General features: G+C 32.5%; 19 protein-coding genes and 1 pseudogene. 11 read left to right on the top strand and 9 right to left on the bottom strand.

Annotated elements, in window-relative coordinates; all coding sequences use genetic code 11:
* Positions 1-8: 8 nt before the first annotated feature.
* Together lsrF and MY1_RS10160 are read left to right on the top strand one after the other, a co-directional pair.
* Positions 9-782 (top strand): annotated as a pseudogene (lsrF, locus tag MY1_RS05790) (3-hydroxy-5-phosphonooxypentane-2,4-dione thiolase); the annotation flags it as partial.
* Positions 745-1,170 carry a pentapeptide repeat-containing protein gene (locus tag MY1_RS10160; protein ID WP_420835214.1) on the top strand — a complete coding sequence of 142 codons (426 nt, stop codon included), beginning with the start codon at positions 745-747 and terminating at the stop codon, positions 1,168-1,170. The pseudogene lsrF and the gene MY1_RS10160, both read left to right, overlap by 38 nt.
* A gap of 16 nt (positions 1,171-1,186) precedes the next feature.
* Here the strand turns inward: MY1_RS10160 and MY1_RS05785 are convergent, their stop codons facing one another.
* Positions 1,187-1,594, bottom strand: coding sequence for a nuclear transport factor 2 family protein (locus MY1_RS05785; protein WP_007550892.1), 408 nt, complete (start codon positions 1,592-1,594; stop codon positions 1,187-1,189).
* Positions 1,595-1,824: 230 nt separating this feature from the next.
* Here MY1_RS05785 and ilvB point away from each other — a divergent pair, with 230 nt between their 5' ends.
* From ilvB to MY1_RS05765, 4 genes are read left to right on the top strand one after another with little or no spacing between them, the layout of a single operon-like run.
* Positions 1,825-3,513 carry a biosynthetic-type acetolactate synthase large subunit gene (gene ilvB / locus MY1_RS05780; RefSeq protein ID WP_048109855.1) on the top strand — a complete coding sequence of 563 codons (1,689 nt, stop codon included), beginning with the start codon at positions 1,825-1,827 and terminating at the stop codon, positions 3,511-3,513.
* Positions 3,514-3,521: 8 nt separating this feature from the next.
* Positions 3,522-4,004 carry an acetolactate synthase small subunit gene (ilvN, locus tag MY1_RS05775; protein WP_007550888.1) on the top strand — a complete coding sequence of 161 codons (483 nt, stop codon included), beginning with the start codon at positions 3,522-3,524 and terminating at the stop codon, positions 4,002-4,004.
* Positions 4,001-5,515 (top strand): 2-isopropylmalate synthase, encoded by a 1,515-nt coding sequence (locus tag MY1_RS05770; protein ID WP_007550887.1) that lies wholly within the window; start codon positions 4,001-4,003, stop codon positions 5,513-5,515. The genes ilvN and MY1_RS05770 overlap by 4 nt, the downstream gene beginning before the upstream one ends.
* Before the next feature lie 31 nt (positions 5,516-5,546).
* Positions 5,547-6,560 (top strand): isocitrate/isopropylmalate dehydrogenase family protein, encoded by a 1,014-nt coding sequence (locus tag MY1_RS05765; RefSeq protein WP_007550885.1) that lies wholly within the window; start codon positions 5,547-5,549, stop codon positions 6,558-6,560.
* 424 nt (positions 6,561-6,984) lie between these two features.
* Here MY1_RS05765 and MY1_RS05760 read toward each other — a convergent pair whose 3' ends face one another.
* The 3 genes from MY1_RS05760 to MY1_RS05750 are packed head-to-tail and all read right to left on the bottom strand — an operon-like array spanning position 6,985 to position 9,078.
* Positions 6,985-7,233: a hypothetical protein gene (locus MY1_RS05760; protein WP_007550883.1), complete on the bottom strand. Its 249-nt coding sequence runs from the start codon at positions 7,231-7,233 to the stop codon at positions 6,985-6,987.
* A gap of 37 nt (positions 7,234-7,270) precedes the next feature.
* Positions 7,271-8,557, bottom strand: coding sequence for an aspartate--tRNA(Asn) ligase (aspS, locus tag MY1_RS05755; protein WP_048110443.1), 1,287 nt, complete (start codon positions 8,555-8,557; stop codon positions 7,271-7,273).
* A gap of 5 nt (positions 8,558-8,562) precedes the next feature.
* Positions 8,563-9,078, bottom strand: a complete 516-nt coding sequence (locus MY1_RS05750; protein ID WP_007550881.1) for a hypothetical protein — start codon at positions 9,076-9,078, stop codon at positions 8,563-8,565.
* Between the two features lie 175 nt (positions 9,079-9,253).
* On the opposite strand from MY1_RS05750, the gene MY1_RS05745 reads away from it, so the two are divergent.
* Together MY1_RS05745 and MY1_RS05740 are read left to right on the top strand one after the other, a co-directional pair.
* A complete protein-coding gene (locus MY1_RS05745) occupies positions 9,254-9,751 on the top strand; it encodes a pentapeptide repeat-containing protein (RefSeq protein ID WP_048109852.1) in 498 nt (165 codons plus the stop codon).
* A gap of 71 nt (positions 9,752-9,822) precedes the next feature.
* Positions 9,823-10,755: an ABC transporter ATP-binding protein gene (locus tag MY1_RS05740; RefSeq protein ID WP_007550879.1), complete on the top strand. Its 933-nt coding sequence runs from the start codon at positions 9,823-9,825 to the stop codon at positions 10,753-10,755.
* Positions 10,756-10,759: 4 nt separating this feature from the next.
* On the opposite strand, the gene MY1_RS05735 is transcribed toward MY1_RS05740, so the two are convergent.
* Positions 10,760-11,047 (bottom strand): hypothetical protein, encoded by a 288-nt coding sequence (locus MY1_RS05735; RefSeq protein WP_007550878.1) that lies wholly within the window; start codon positions 11,045-11,047, stop codon positions 10,760-10,762.
* A gap of 72 nt (positions 11,048-11,119) precedes the next feature.
* Complete coding sequence (locus tag MY1_RS05730; protein WP_007550877.1) at positions 11,120-11,500, bottom strand: DUF6659 family protein; 381 nt, start codon at positions 11,498-11,500, stop codon at positions 11,120-11,122.
* A gap of 102 nt (positions 11,501-11,602) precedes the next feature.
* Between MY1_RS05730 and MY1_RS05725 the strand changes: the two genes are divergently transcribed.
* Positions 11,603-12,235, top strand: coding sequence for a VTT domain-containing protein (locus MY1_RS05725; RefSeq protein WP_007550876.1), 633 nt, complete (start codon positions 11,603-11,605; stop codon positions 12,233-12,235).
* A 2-nt stretch (positions 12,236-12,237) separates the two neighbouring features.
* Here the strand turns inward: MY1_RS05725 and MY1_RS05720 are convergent, their stop codons facing one another.
* The 3 genes from MY1_RS05720 to MY1_RS05710 form a co-directional block, all read right to left on the bottom strand.
* Positions 12,238-12,801 (bottom strand): DNA-3-methyladenine glycosylase, encoded by a 564-nt coding sequence (locus tag MY1_RS05720; RefSeq protein ID WP_007550874.1) that lies wholly within the window; start codon positions 12,799-12,801, stop codon positions 12,238-12,240.
* Entirely contained in the window at positions 12,785-13,396 is a 612-nt protein-coding gene (locus MY1_RS05715) for a uracil-DNA glycosylase (RefSeq protein WP_007550872.1), read from the bottom strand. Before MY1_RS05715 ends, MY1_RS05720 begins: the two co-directional genes overlap by 17 nt.
* A gap of 367 nt (positions 13,397-13,763) precedes the next feature.
* A complete protein-coding gene (locus tag MY1_RS05710; protein ID WP_007550869.1) occupies positions 13,764-15,647 on the bottom strand; it encodes a sensor histidine kinase in 1,884 nt (627 codons plus the stop codon).
* A gap of 62 nt (positions 15,648-15,709) precedes the next feature.
* Here MY1_RS05710 and MY1_RS05705 point away from each other — a divergent pair, with 62 nt between their 5' ends.
* Together MY1_RS05705 and MY1_RS05700 are read left to right on the top strand one after the other, a co-directional pair.
* Positions 15,710-16,069 (top strand): Hpt domain-containing protein, encoded by a 360-nt coding sequence (locus MY1_RS05705; protein WP_007550868.1) that lies wholly within the window; start codon positions 15,710-15,712, stop codon positions 16,067-16,069.
* Positions 16,070-16,107: 38 nt separating this feature from the next.
* On the top strand, positions 16,108-16,470 hold the full coding sequence (locus tag MY1_RS05700; RefSeq protein WP_048109847.1) for a response regulator: 363 nt from the start codon (positions 16,108-16,110) through the stop codon (positions 16,468-16,470).
* Positions 16,471-16,506: the final 36 nt, after the last annotated feature.

Raw genomic sequence — 16,506 nt, 5'->3', positions numbered from 1 at the left:
TTCAAAAACGAAGATACATGGATTGGGGATTAAAAAATAGAATTTCACAAATAATTAAACCACAAAATAATCGCGCATTAATGTTAGCAGTTGATCATGGATACTTTTTAGGCCCAACTGAAAAATTAGAAAACCCGAAAAAAGTAATTGAACCACTACTGAAATACTGTGATTCATTAATGCTTACACGTGGTGTACAGCGAACTTCAGTTCCAACCTCTACTAATGTACCGATGGTTTTACGTGTCTCTGGAGGTTCTAGTATTATTGGTGAAGACTTGTCAAAAGAAGAGATCACCGTTAGTATCAAAGATGCTATCCGATTAAATGCTAGTGCCCTTGCAATGTCTATCTTTGTTGGCTCAAAATATGAACATCAAACAATTGTAAATCTTGGCAAATTAGTTAATGAAGCTGAAGAATACGGAATTCCTGTGCTTGCAGTTACTGCAGTAGGTAAAGAACTTGGTAAAGATGCTAGGTATCTTTCATTGGCATGTAGAATTGCTGCAGAACAAGGCGCTCATATTGTTAAAACATACTATTGTGAAAATTTTGAAAAAGTGGTTCAATCTTGTCCAGTCCCAATAATCGTTGCAGGTGGAAAAAAGATTCCTGAAAGAGATGCTTTACAATTAACTTACAATGCAATCAAAGGTGGTGCAGTAGGTGTTGATATGGGCCGAAATATCTGGCAATCTGATAATCCAGTAGCAATGATTAGAGCAGTCAGATCTATTGTACATGGAAATTCAAATGTTGATCAAGCCTACAAATTATATCAATCACTTCGAAATGAAAGATCTAATCAAAACAAACCTAATCAAAACAAACCTAATCAAAACAAACCTAATCAAAACAAACCTAATCAAAACAAACCTAATCAAAACAAACCTAATCAAAACAAACCTAATCAAAACAAACCTAATCAAAACAAACCTAATCAAAACAAACCTAATCAAAACAAACCTAATCAAAACAAACCTAATCAAAACAAACCTAATCAAAACAAACCTAATCAAAACAAACCTAATCAAAACAAACCTAATCAAAACAAACCTAATCAAAACAAACCTAATCAAAACAAACCTAATCAAAACAAACCTAATCAAAACAAACCTAATCAAAACAAACCTAATCAAAACAAACCTAATCAAAACAAACCTGTAGTAAATAAAAAATAATTTTATATTTTAGATAAATGAATATGTGCAATTTTCCATGTTGGATGCTTTATCAACACGAAAGTTGCTCTCCCATCAATTGAAATATGCTCTCCTGTGAATGCTTTGTTATCGACCAACATTCCTTTTTGTTTTAATTCTAATGCAACCACTGCAGTATCTCCAAATACACTAATCTTTGGATTTTTTATTTGATAGTCATAATCTGAAATACTTACAAATCTTAATTCTTCTAATTCAATTGTAGTTTGAAAATCTTTTAGATCATATGGTGGTAAGTCACTAAAACTTGAAAATTTAGAATCGTTAAGATGAATATCTCTAAGTGATGTAAAGTCCTTTGTCTTTCCTGATTCAAAAAGTGTTTCAATTATTCTAATGATCTCTTCATTTTCAGACAAAATTGTCATTTATGATGTAAGAAATTATCAGTTTAAGTCTTCTGGAGTAACTACGTCTAAAAACACTGGTACTTTTCTGATAATCTTTATTAATTATCTATGCCACAATACTTTTGAATTTCAATGAGCACAAAGACAAGTTACAAGTTGGGTGTTTTATCACTAGTTAATCTAGTGCTGTAAAACGTGCTCAGAATTTTAACACATTAAAATTATGGAGAAAGATTTGATTGAATAAAATGGAAACTATGACAGGCGCCAGAGCATTAATGGTAGCTATGGAAAAAGAAGGGGTCAAAGAAGTATTTGGCTTACCTGGCGGTGCAAACCTTCCAATGTATGATGAATTTGCAAGATGTGATATTAGACATATTTTGGTAAGACACGAGCAATCTGCAGCACATATGGCTGATGGATTTGGTAGAGTAAGTAGAAAACCAGGAGTGTGTTTTGCTACATCTGGACCTGGTGCTACTAACATTCTAACTGGTATTGCTACTGCCCAAGCTGATTCTTCTCCAATGATTGCAGTTACAGGTCAAGTTCCAGTAGCAATGATTGGAAAAGATGCTTTTCAGGAAAGTGATATCATTGGTATGGCAAACCCTGTTGTAAAATATGCATTTCAACCAAGAACTCCTGGAGATATTCCAGAAATGGTCAGAAAAGGATTTTACATTGCAGAGACAGGCAGACCAGGACCTGTCTTAATTGACGTCCCAAAAGATGTCCAACAAAAAGAGGCATCCATGGTTTTTCCTGATGAATTCAAAATTCGTGGTTATCATCCATGGACTGATCCTGATATCATGCATGTTGAAAGAGCAATTGAGATGTTGCTTAGTGCAGAAAGACCAATTATTTTAGCTGGTGGTGGTACCATTATTTCATCAGCATTTGCTGAATTACAATCTATTGCTGAATTACTTATGATTCCAGTTGTTACTACATTCAAAGGAAAAGGTGCATTTCCTGAAAATCATCCGTTATCATTAGGTCCAATCGGAATGCATGGTCACGCGGAAGCAAATAAAATGATGACTGAAGCTGATTGTGTTTTAGCTATAGGCACACGATTTTCTGATAGGTCTGTTGGAACATTTGAAGCTTTTGAGAAGAGGCTAAAAATTATTCATATGGATGTGGACCCAGCTGAAATTGGTAAAAATCAAACAACATCTGTTGCAGTGGTAGGTGATGTACGTGCATCACTTAGAATCATGGTTAAAATGCTTATGCAAAAAGCTGTTAAAAGAAACGAAGAAAATATTTGGATTAAACATGTTAAAGAAACAAAAGCATACTGGAAAGAACATTTGAAATTACATCCAGGTGAAATGGGTGCTGCAAAAATATTGAGAAAACTTAGAGAAGTTTTACCACATGATTCCATTGTAACTACTGAAGTAGGTCAACATCAAATGTGGGCATCTTTATTTTATGATGTAATTCAACCTGGTACTTTCTTTAGTTCTACTGGACTTGGAACTATGGGATGGGGATTTCCAGCTGCAATCGGTGCTAAAGTTGCAAGACCTGATGTTCCTGTAGTGGATATTGCAGGAGATGGTAGTTTTAGTATGACCGAAAACTCACTTGCAACTGCAGTGTTGGAAGATATTCCAGTCATTGTATTTTTATTAAATAATTTTACATTGGGAATGGTCGCACAATGGCAAAGAACTTTCTATAATCGAAGAATGATTGGAGTTGATCAAGGAAAATGTCCAGATTATGTTAAACTTGCAGAATCATACGGTGCTCAAGGTATACGTGCACAATCGATGGATGAATTAGATAAGGCAATAAAGACAGCATTGAAAAGTGATGTTGCAACTGTTATTGATATTCCAATTGATCCTGAAGAAGATGTGTTGCCATTTGTAGCTCCAGGAACTTCTCTTGCGGATATGATTTTACCATCTTAGTGATTATCATGTGGGCAATTCTTACTTTATTAGTTGAAAACAAACCTGGAATCTTGTTTAAAGTTACTCATCTTTTTAGATCCAGAAATTTCAACATTGATAGCATTTCCGTAGGTGTCACTGACAATCCTGAATATTCAAGAATGACAATTACCACGTATGGTGATGAAAAACAAGTTGAACAAATTGTAAAGCAGCTTGATAAAATGATTGATACATTAGAGGTAAGGCACTTAGATGAGCACAAAACAGTATATCGTGAACTAAGTATTTTTAAGATAAAACTCGGTAATGCTAATGATAGTATGGAAGTAAACAAATTAGCAAATGCGTATGGTGGCAAAATTCATGATGTTAGAAAAGACTCCATGATGGTAGAATTGACTGCTACACCTGATCAAATTAGAGCATTTGAAGAATTGGTAAAACCATTTGGAATCATTGATGTTGCCAGAACTGGTGTTGCCGCTTTACAGAGGAGCGGAGCATGAAAATTAGAATTTTTGATACAACATTAAGAGATGGAGAACAAACAATTGGAGTCTCCTTATCCCCAGATCAAAAACTAGCGATTGCAAAAAAACTAGATGAATTAGGGGTTGATGCAATTGAAGCAGGGTTTCCAGTAATTTCTGCAGGTGAATTCAAAGCTGTCAAAATGATTGCTGCTGCAGGATTATCGTGTGAGATTGCTGGATTGACTAGAACCATTAAAAACGATATTGATGCCGCAGTTGATGCAGGATTAAATTACATTCACACATTCATTGCAACTTCTGATATTCACTTACAATACAAACTCAAAATGACAAGAGAACAAGCACTTGAAAAAGCAATAGAAGCAGTAGAATATGGAAAGTCAAGAGGTCTTCAAGTAGAGTTTTCAGCTGAAGATGCTACCCGAACTGACCGAGAATTCTTAAAAAAAGTATTTGGTGATGTTGCAAAAGCAGGAGCTGATAGAGTCAACATTCCTGATACAGTTGGATATTCTACTCCTGAATACATGGCAGTATTAACAAAAGATACTGTGGAGGTTACAAAACTTCCGGTAAGTGTTCATTGTCATAATGACTTTGGTTTGGCAGTTGCAAATTCATTAGCGGGAATTCATGCTGGAGCTTCTTGTGCACATGTAACAATTAATGGAATTGGAGAAAGAGCAGGGAATGCATCATTAGAAGAATTTTCAATGGCTTTGAAATGTCTTCCATTTGAGAAAAAATATGAGACTAATATCAAATCTGAATTAATTTATGATACATCACGGTTTATCTCAAAGACTGTGGGAATTATTGTTCAACCAAACAAAGCAATAGTTGGAACAAACGCATTTGGTCATGAATCCGGTATTCATACACACGGTGTACTAAGCAATCCGCTTACATACGAGCCAATCAGTCCTGAATTAGTTGGAAGAAAGCGATGGCTCCAAGTTGGAAAACATGCTGGAATTCATGGAATGAATGCAATGCTTGCAGAATATGGAGTAAAACCTACAGAAGAACAATCTAAACAAATCTTAGATAAAGTCAAAACATTAGGTGATGCTGGAAAACAAATCACAGATGTTGAATTGTTATCAATTGCAAGTGATGTATTGGGAGAAAAAGAACTCAAACGAATTGTTCAGCTAACTGGATTCTCAGTTTCAACTGGAATTGGAACAATGCCTTATGCATTTGTAAAATTAAACATTGACGGTCAGGATCACATTGGAACTGATTATGGAGTCGGTCCAGTAGATGCTGCATTAAATGCCATTCAAAAAATTACCGGAAAGATTTCTGAAATTAGAATTAAAGATTATGGGTTGGCATCAATTTCTGGTGGTTCTAGTGCATTATGTGAGGTTACAGTAAAAGTAGAGGATGCTTTTGGAAACAAAGTCTCAGCAAAATCTGTTGGTGAAGATATTGTAACAACATCTGTTAAGGCAGTGATTGATGCGATTAATAGAATAATGCTCAAAAAAATGCTTCAGGAAAAACAGGTAAGATAATCCTAAAATTGTATTGAGATACTGTTCTATTATGTATAAAATTTCATTAATTACTGGTGATGGAATTGGTCCTGAATTATCTGAATCTGCAGTTTCTGTGATTAATGCCATAAATGACAAGCTCGGATTAAAATTTGATGTTACAAAATTATCAGCTGGCGATAAAGCCCTTAAAGAATCAGGTAAAGCATTACCTGATGAAACAGTTGATACTATAAAAAAATCAGATGCATGTTTGAAGGCCCCAGTTGGCGAATCAGCTGCTGATGTCATTGTTGTTTTACGAAGGATACTTGATTTGTATGCCAATATCAGACCTGCAAAATCTTACCCACATATGCCTGCATTGCGGGATGATATTGATATGGTGATTGTTAGAGAAAACACCGAGGATCTTTACACTGGTAAGGAATTTAGCTTGGGGGATTCAGCTGTTGCATTAAGAATAATTTCAGAAAATGCATCTAAGAGAATTGCAAAATATGCATTTGAAACTGCAAAACAACGAAATTCTATGAAAAAAGTTACATGTGTTCATAAATCAAATGTCATGCGAATTACTGACGGGTTATTTGCTAGTTCATGCACTGAAGTTTCAAAAAACTATCCTGATATTTTATTTGAACAAATGTATGTTGATGCATGTGCAATGAATCTAATTCGTCAACCTGAACAATTTGATGTTATAGTAACTACTAACTTGTTTGGTGATATTTTATCTGATGAATCTTCTCAAGTTGTTGGTGGATTAGGTATGGCACCCGCAGCAAATATTGGCGATAATTTTGCCTTATTTGAACCAGTTCATGGAGCCGCATTTGATATTGCTGGAAAGAATATTGCAAATCCCTCATCGTTTCTCTTATCTATCAAAATGATGCTTGATTGGCTTGGTACAAAAAATAATGATTCAAAATGTCTTGAAGTTGGACAAAAATTAGAATCTACGATTTTTAATTTAGTAAAAACTGGTGTTAAAACTAAAGATATAGGCGGTACAAAATCTACATCTGAATTTACTCAAGCAATTACTAATATGCTTTAGATATTCTCTCAATGTATTCTTCATGAATTTTTTTCTGAGTTTTTACCATCCACAAAAATGCTTGTTGATTTGTATCCATAAATGATACTCTTATTTTTAATTAACTTCTCAAATGTGTAAATAATTTGATTATCTAGTTGGCATTTTTAAAAACTTTAAAGATTGATTTATGTCTATTTTGTTAACTTGTTTATCCATTTTCAGAGCTGTTACTTCTTTTGTAAGCGTTACTTTATTTCATAATTAAACAAATTGCCAATTTTTATAAATTGCTGATTCCAAAATCTAATGATGGTTGTTTGTGTTATTTGTAAAATAAATCAAGGCACTTTAAAAATCACAGATGGAAATCCAAAGTACAAGGGAAAACCTATTTGTAAAGAGTGTCATGAGTATAGAAAGCTCCTAAAAGAAACCAAATAATTCATTTGGATTCTTTACTTTTATTTTTATTAGCCCACTCTTCATACATTTTGATTAACTCATCCACATCCTTTCCGTCTTCTGAATAAGTGACTATCACGCCAAATGTCCCTTTTGTATCATGCCCTCTTGCAAAATAACCCCAAAAAGAATCTGGTAATTTTTGAAAGCTGTTGGAGTCATGTGAGACTCCTATCAGATTATTTCCTATCACTTCTACTACTTTTTTTGCATCCGTTTGTTCTATCATGTAATTTCTGTTGTTGTTTTATAATAAAAATCTGAATTTATGGACTCAATCTGTCTGGATCTCTTGGATACAGTACAACTTCTCTAACATTATCTATGCCAATTAATGTGGTCATTAATCTGTCCAAACCCATTCCCCAACCTGAATGTGGAGGCATTCCCCAATCAAATGTCTGCAGATGGTCAGCAAATTGAGCAGGATCAAGACCCTGTTCTTTGAGTCTTGCTTTTAGTACGTCTGTATTATGAAGTCTTGTTCCTCCTGAAGATAACTCTAGATATCCAAATTGAAGATCAAATGAGCGTGACAATTTTGGATCTTCATCCTTTTCTCTAATGTAAAATGGTTTTAGCTTCATTGGCCAATCTGTTAGGAAATAAAATCCTGGGTGTTTCTTTCCAATTATTCTTAGATGTGAATCAAGCAAGTCATCGCCGAATTCTACTTTTTCACCTGCTTTTTTTAATTCCTCAATAACTTGAGTGTATGTTATTCTTTCAAAAGGGGATTTTGGAATTTCAATTATATGCCCAATTTCTTCTTGTTCTTTTTTACATTTCTCGGAAGTTATTTTGTAAACTTCCATTACTAGTGATTCTAAAATATCCATTACATCATTGTAATCCATAAACGCCGCTTCAATGTCTACACTTGTAAACTCGCTAAGATGACGACCTGTATGTGAATTTTCAGCTCTATAGAAATTTGAAATCTCATACACTCTTTCTAACCCTATTGTCATTTGTTCTTTGTATAGCTGTGGACTTTGTGCAAGGTATGCTGTCTTACCAAAATAATCTAATGAGAATAAATTTGCACCTCCTTCACTTGCACTACCAATTATTTTTGGCGTTGTGATCTCGATAAATTTTTTTCCTGATAAAGTTTTACGTAATGTTTCTAAAACAAAATGTCTTAATTTAAAAATTGATGCCGTTTTCTGATTTCTCATATCTAATGCACGATGATTCAATCTTGTATCGATATTACTTTCTAGTCTTCCAATTGGATCAACTGGCAATGGGTGAATCGCTTTTGCTAAAATTTCTATCTCTTCTGCTTTTATTTCAAAAGCAAAATCTCTTGCCTTTGTTTCTTGTACTATTCCTTTTACACTAATTACACTTTGACGGTTTATTTCTCCTAGATTATCATTTAACTCACCCTTTACTATGATTTGAGAAATTCCAGAAACATCTCTTAGTGTGATGAATGTCATTTTTCCTAATTTTCGGAGATCCTCTACCCATCCCCCAAGCACCACTTCTTTTCCAATAAGGGTGGCGTCTAGTTCTATAACATCATGAGTTTTAACAAATCCCACTATTTTCACCGTCTTTTTTCTTCAAATTCTATCTCAATGTCAAGGTTTCGGGCATTTTTGACAATTTGAATTATCTTATTTGTATCGATTGGAAATCTTGGAGTCCATTTTCCAGATACAACTGCTTTTGTCTTTTGGACTCCACCAGGCGCCCAAACTGAATTAATTGACAAAATTTTTGTTGGAAAAAACAAATCTTCTATGAATTTTTTATCATCTTCATCAGCTTCTACAAGCCATATTTTTCCTTTGAATTGATCTTGAAGTAATCTATAGAGTACACGGCTTTGTCGAATTACCATAATGTCGTTCTTGGCTAGTGCCAGTACATAATTTCCATTGAATTCTTTACATGAATAAAGTGAAAATTTATCGATAGTTGGATTTGATTTTGCCAACTTTGCAAGAATAATTGATGCATCTGCATCTGCCTTTGTAATTATCCCTGTTTCTACATTGTTTTCACATTTTGGGCAAAGCACCGCATTTTTTGCATCAAAATTACATATTGGTAGTTTCATTTGAATCGATTTTTTTCTTTCTGTAAAGTTGTTTATATCCCTTAGCGAATCCCATTATTGATCTTTGAATTATTCATCTATTCATAAGCAAATTTGGTTAATTGATCGCCTTAGTAAAAAATCACTCTAACATGTTTTTATCTAAATTCAAATGTGATGTCTTTTGCTATGTTGTATGAATTCATCTGATGTTTTTCGAAAACGAAATCTTACCAACATTAATTTTGATTATGAAGATCTCATTGGAAGAAATATGTCTGATTCAATTATGTGCGGTGTTGATCTTCAAAATAGAGATATCCATAATGCTGACTTGAGTAGTAGTGATTTAAGCGAGGCTAATCTCCATAATGCAATCTTGTTTTATGTCAAACTACGAGGTGCAAATATGAGAGGCACAAATCTTTCCAATGCAAAACTTTGGGACACCGAACTATATGGTGCAGATCTTCAAGATGCTGACCTTAGAGGGGCTGACTTGTTTTATGCTGATCTGAGAAGTGCTAATTTGACCAATGCAAATCTTAGCGGAGTGAATCTAAGACATACTAACTTTGATGGTGCAATTCTTACTGACACTGATTTTACAGGTGCAAATTATGATTCTCATACATTAGATACCTTAATTGGTGATGCAAAAACACTATTACAAAAATATGGTAAATTATGGTGATATTTTTTTATGGCTAAATTTTTTAACTATTTAGTGCAAGACAGAAATTCTAGTTTGATTTTACTAAATACGTGGTATTAATCGTCAATGGGCTTTCAGCTCAATATCATACATCAAAAGGTTCAGTATATGCAGTAGATGACGTCGATTTTAATTTAAGCGATGGTGAATCTATAGGTATTGCAGGTGAAAGTGCTTGTGGAAAAAGCACTTTGGGTCTTTCTATTGTTAGAATGCTTTTGGGAGGTAAAGCAAATGGCAAAATAATTCTAGACGATACTTCGATATTGGATATATCTGAATCTGACTTTACTAGAAAATTCAGATGGAAAAAAATTTCAATGATATTTCAAGGAGCTATGAATTCTCTTGATCCTGTGTTTACCATTCGTGAACAATTTGTTGAAGTTCTAAATCAACATAATTTTGCAGGAAACTTTGATGATGCAATTCTAAACGCACTGCATTCTGTCAGTTTGGATGATGTTATTTTAAAAAAATACCCTCATGAGCTAAGTGGAGGAATGAAACAAAGAGTGATAATTGCTATGGCATTATTGCTTGAACCAAAATTTGTAATTGCTGATGAACCTACAACTGCACTTGATGTATTAATTCAGGCTCAAATTATTAACCTCTTGAAAAAACTCAAAAAAGAAGGAATGTCAATTATGTTAATCACACATGATTTGGCAGTTTTATCTGAAATTGCTGATAAAATTGGAATCATGTATGGTGGACAAATGGTAGAGTTTGGTTCATCTTATGAAATTTACAAAAATCCAAAGCATCCTTATACCCAGGGACTACTGGAATCAATTCCAACATTAAAAGGAAATATTCCTAAATACATCAAAGGTAATCCTCCTAGTCTTATGGAACCTGCAACTCAATGTAGATTTATTGAGAGATGCCCACTTGCAATAGATAAATGTAAAATGGTTCCACCTAAATTTAAAACAGACACTGGCTATGTTCGCTGTTGGTTGTATGATCAGTCATAATTTCTTATTTTAGATATTCTGTTTCAATTTTTTTTAGATAAACGTCTTGAATTTTTAGTATTTCTCTTTCTGTTGTGTTTTTGCAAATAGTTTTTGCATAATTTGTTAAATCATGTTGTAATCCTTTTACTTCAAAATCTTCAATTCTTTGAATTATATCTTGTTGAAACTTCATAACCTCTCTCATATTTGCACTTAACTCTTCAATTTTCATTTTTTGATAATCTTTAGAACCTGAATTTCTCATGTTTATTTTATTTATTACTTCTTTAATTTCATCAATTTCTTCCATGGGTTTCTTAAAATAAATATTCTAAAAAAGTTAATGGTGGTATTCTAAAATCTATTTTTTATAAATTGTGGTCTATGCCTTTGCATGTTTTTTTACAATTGGCAAGCATGAATCAATTATTCGTAGCATCTCTGAACGTATTACTTTTTTATCAATTGATATCCATACTCTAACTTTTTTAATCGCAAATGATATTGTCTGAACTTTTTTTCTTTCCTCCCATACAAATTCCACTTCTCCAAGATTTTTATCAAAGAATTCTTCCAAGTCTGTTTTTATTGCAATGTGTGAAAACTGATACTGGGTGTTTTTTGCATCTAAAAGTGGGGTCAATTCAGGTCTTCTTTTGTATGCCAAGAGTTCTCCTCCCTTTCCAACTATGCCTACAAATCTAATAAATGGACTAATTCCTGATATTTCATCACAGATTTTTACATACTCTTTTTTTATCATCTATTTTGTTGTAAAAAGATGATATTTTAATGATTGTGGTGTATTTTGAAAAATAATTATCAGTTCGCTTTTAATAAATAATGCCTATCTGCTGATTGTTTTGTGGATTTTTCAGCAATTTTTCCATTTGCTCCTGAAATTGGGTATCTTGGCTTAGTATTGGTTAATTTTTTTGGTTCTTTAATTCCATTTATTCCTCTACCTGGATTTATTTTTCTTGCTTCAATGTCTGTAGGTGATCAATTCGATCTTCATGTATTGGCAATTCTTTCTGCACTAGCTGCAACTGCTGCAAAACAAATTATCTTTTATGTAAGTTATCAAGGGCGCCGTATTATTAGTGAAAAAACTAGAAAGAGAATGCGACCATTTGAAAGATTAGTAAAACGATATGGTGCAGGGGCTGCATTTTTTGCAGCAGCAACTCCTATACCTGATGACTTGATTTATGTTCCACTAGGACTTGCAAAATACAATCCAAAACGATTTTTCATAGCCACACTTGCTGGTAAACTGGTTCTTAGCTATTCTATTGTTTTTATTTCTCATCATCTTGGAATGTCATTAGTACAACCATATCTTGAAGATATTACTGATGTGACTACGGTATATGTTGGAATTATTGTATTTGGAATTATGATGACTGTTGTTGTTGTTTTACTTTTGAGATTAAACTGGGAAAAAATTTTGGGCCGATTTGTACCTTGGACATTAGATAAAAATAATGAAAAATAAATTTATCGTGTTCCAATTTTAAAATTCCATAATCTGTCGGTAGCGTTTTTAATTCCAATTCTTGGACTGGAAATGATTTTACTTGATATTTTTATTCCCTCTGCGATGAATAATTCTGAGTTTATTGTTAGATCTAACCCGTAATGTTTTTTTGTAATTCCTAGTGCCTGAGTTAATTTTGCAGGTCCATCTGTTAATCTTTTTGAATCTTTCATGCCTCTATTTTTTTCCATAATTTCTATTCCTTTTTCAGGAGTGATTGCTCTAATCAATACAGCGCCTGCCTCAAATCTTGAATTTCTTGCAACGATGTTAAAACAATAATGCATTCCATACGTAAAATAGACATACGCTTTTCCTACTTCTCCAAACATCACTTTGTTTCTTTCAGTAATATTTCTAAACGCATGACTTGCTGGGTCGTCTTTATGCCTGTACGCTTCAGTTTCTACTATTATTCCTGAGATTTCTTTTCTACCTATCTTACGAACTATTTTTTTTCCTAGTAAATTTTTTGCAACTGTAACCGTATCTTTTGTATAAAATGTTCTAGGTAGTATAGTCAATGTCTATTGAAATTTGTTTGTTGTTTTTTAACTCTCTGATTAAATCAAATAATTTTATGATGTCTTCTTTTAATACTGTGATTAATTCTTGATTGTAAATTGTTGCCGCAGGATGTACTGTCAGAAAATAAATCTGTTTGTCTTTTTTTACAATTTTTCCTCTATGTTTTATAATTTCAGAACCTCCTAAGATCGAATTAAATGCAGTATTTCCTAAAATACAAATTATTTTTGGTTTTATTATTGCTATTTCTTTTTGAAGATAATTATCACATGCATCTCTTTCAGAAATAGAAGGAACTCTATTTTTTGGTGGTCTGCATTTCACAATGTTTGTGATGTAAATCGACTCTCTGGATATTCCAGCATTTTCTAATGCACTGTTGAGTCTTTGACCAGCTATTCCTACAAATGGCTCCCCCCTCTGATCTTCATTTTTTCCAGGCGCCTCTCCTACGAAAATTACATCTGCTTTAAAATTTCCTTTCCCTGGTACTGAATTTGTTCTTGTTGTGGAAAGTTTGCATTTAGTACATGTTTTGACATTTTGTCTTATTGTTTCTAATTCTTCATTCATGTTCTCATTATCTGGCATATTGTTGATTGTAAGTTATTCTTATTGGTTGTATGTTCTATTTGTTTGGTATTTCATTTTTACAACCTATCTGAAGACATATTCGATAGTACTTTAATCTGAGAATTTATTCTATATTAAATTGATAAAATTAATCTTATATTTTGAATTAATGACTTGATATGGCAGGCATGGTAAAGTAATACTCATCTTCAAAATTGTAATCAGTACGTCCTTTTTTACGTAGAAATTCAAAATATATAGCACAATTTTCATAAAATTCCCCATTTTTTTCATCTGTGTGATTATCTTGATTCATTATTTTTAATTCTAAAAAATCCATTTTTTAGGGAGAGTGAGTGATTTTAGTTAAGAAAGTTTGTTTTCTTTAACTAATGTCAATTGGGGACTTTGTTGGTTGTGAATTTTTCGGTAGAGTTATTGTAAATTCTGCTCCTTGATTTGGAACACTTTTCACAGAAATTGTACCGTCATGACTTTCAACTATTCCTTTGCATATTGCTAATCCTAAACCGCTGCCTCCTTTTTCTCTTGTTAATGTTGCATCCACCTGATAAAATTTCTTAAACAAGTCTTGTTGTTTTTCTAATGGTATTCCAATCCCGTTGTCTTTTACACTAATTTGAATATTCTGTGGTAGAATTTTCATTGTAATCTCAATTTTTCCAACTTCTGGCTGTATTACGTTTAAGCTATTTTTGATTAAATTAGTAAGAACTTGTTTTATTCTAACTGGGTCATAATCAATTTGGACATCTTGCAAGTCTATGATTTTTGTTATTTTCTTTTTTTGTAAATCTGGCTCAAAATCTGCTAGCGCTTCAACGATAGTATTTTTAATATTATGTGTTTCTTTTTTCATTCTAAGTTGACCTAATTCTAATTTTTGAGCATCAAGTAAATCTGATATAATTGATAGTAATGTCTCTGAACTTGTTTTTATGATGCTGATTCTTTCTTTTTGTTTGTCTGTTAATTTTCCTAAATGCTCACTTAGTAAAATATCTGCATATCCTTGAATAGGTACTAGTGGTGTTTTTAATTCATGAGTGATCATTGCTAAAAATTCATCTTTTGCAATATCTGTTTTCTTAGTTTGTTCATCTTTTTCTTTAATTGTGTTTGACATCACGTTAAATGTGTCTACTAAGGTTCCAACTTCATCTGCTTTATTGTATTCTATTTTTCTTCCATACGTACCTTCTTTTATTTCTGAAAGTGCATTTGTAATTAATCCTAAAGGTAATAATGATTGACGAATGATGAATAACACCAAAAAGAATACTCCTACATCAATTAACAATAATGCTTGAATGATGATTTGTCCTTCTTGACTATTTTTTACAATTTCGGCATTCCATGACAATAAGATATCATCTATACTTGAAAACAAAATTGATTTTTGTTGAATCATTTCATTTTTTGCCAAATTAAAATCTGGAGATAAAAGAGCTCTTTCTTCAAGAATAATTATTCTTGCTTGTAATGCTTCCCACAAAGGATCAATTTTTCGTAATTCATTTGAATTCTCCCTAGGAATTGGAATTAACTCTTCATTTGTTTTTCCTACGCTTTCAACATCTAATTCTTCTGTTGGTATTCCTAGCAGTTTCCTTAGTTCTATTTCGAATGCTATTCTCTCATTTTTCAATTTTTGTTGTATGTTATCCTCTTCTCCAATTGAAATTAACAATGTTAACTGTCCTATCTCTATTGCCGATTTTTCTAATTCTTTTGCAATTTCTTTATGTCTATTATAATCTCTATCTAGATTTGATAATTCATCCGATACTGTTTTTGTTGATAATACAAGTTCGCCATTTTTTTGTAGAACATAATTCATGGCATTTGTTGCTTCTCGATCAAAAACCGATGTTTTTTCTACTTTTATTATTTTTTCTCTGTATGATTCCCAAGATGTCTTCATTTTATTATATTCTTCAGTTAACCCTGTTGGAATTTTTTGTAGTTGTTGTCCATTAACACTTCCACCGTTTTCTAATTTCAATAGAAATTCATCTATGTCTTTTATTGCATTATTTAGATTCTCTTTATCATTGATGTCTCCATTTGCTACAGATATTGCTAAAGATGAAATATGCTCTGCATCTACTTTCAGGTCCCCTGTTTTGATAATTGAATTTGAGAGCGAATTGTCTATTTGTTGTGATTCATAAAGCAATAATAAATTAATTATTGCTGCAACAATTAATATTAGAACCAAGACATATGTCTTGTTGATTATCTTCACACTGTCTAACTCTTACCATAGAGTATAAAAATAATGAGCATGGTTTCTTTATTTGTACCAATATGTCTAATGAATTTCTTAAGGTTGCTACTGCTGAAATAAACGATGAAATTTCTACAATTTCTAATATCTTAAGTGCTTGTCATACTCCTCTAGATGTATCTGCTAATGCCTCCAAAATTCAAAAATCAACTCACAAAATCAAAGGATTGGCTCCAATGATGGGAAAAGAGGAATTGGGTGCTCTATCATCAATGCTTGATTCTCTGTTAAAAAAGATAACAGATGAGACAATAACTGATGAAATATTTGAATCTCTTATCATTTCAGTTGATGCTATGAAGAAATCTATGACTCAATCCGATATTAATTTGAATGAAATAAAACAAAAGATTTTCCAAATATCTTCTACTTTTATCTGATCAACCTTTTTAATTACCTGTCAGTTTAAGATGATTTAATGGGAAACATCATGATTGCCGATGATTCTGATGCAATTAGACTTGTCTTAAAAGATATTTTGTCTATAGGTGAACATAATATTGTATGTGAGGCAAAAGATGGTGCAGAAAGTGTAGATTTTTTTTTCAAATTTAATCCTGACTTGTTACTTTTAGATTTAGCAATGCCTAAAAAAGATGGATTTACTGTTGTTAAAGAAATACTCTCAAAAGATCCAAAAGCCAAGATTATCTTGGTTACTGCAAGTGATGATCAGAAAGTTATTCAGCAATGTTTGGATTTTGGTGCCTCATCTTATATTTCAAAACCATTTAATTTTAACAACATATTGAAAGTTGTTTCGGATGTTTTGGCAAAGTAATTTAGGATCTAACTTTAATTAAAATTGATAGAAGAT

This window comes from Nitrosarchaeum koreense MY1, from assembly GCF_000220175.1.
GTDB classification, from domain to species: domain Archaea; phylum Thermoproteota; class Nitrososphaeria; order Nitrososphaerales; family Nitrosopumilaceae; genus Nitrosarchaeum; species Nitrosarchaeum koreense.
The sequence above is the reverse complement of the archived record's forward strand: the minus strand, read 5'-3'. Positions and strand labels throughout refer to the sequence as shown.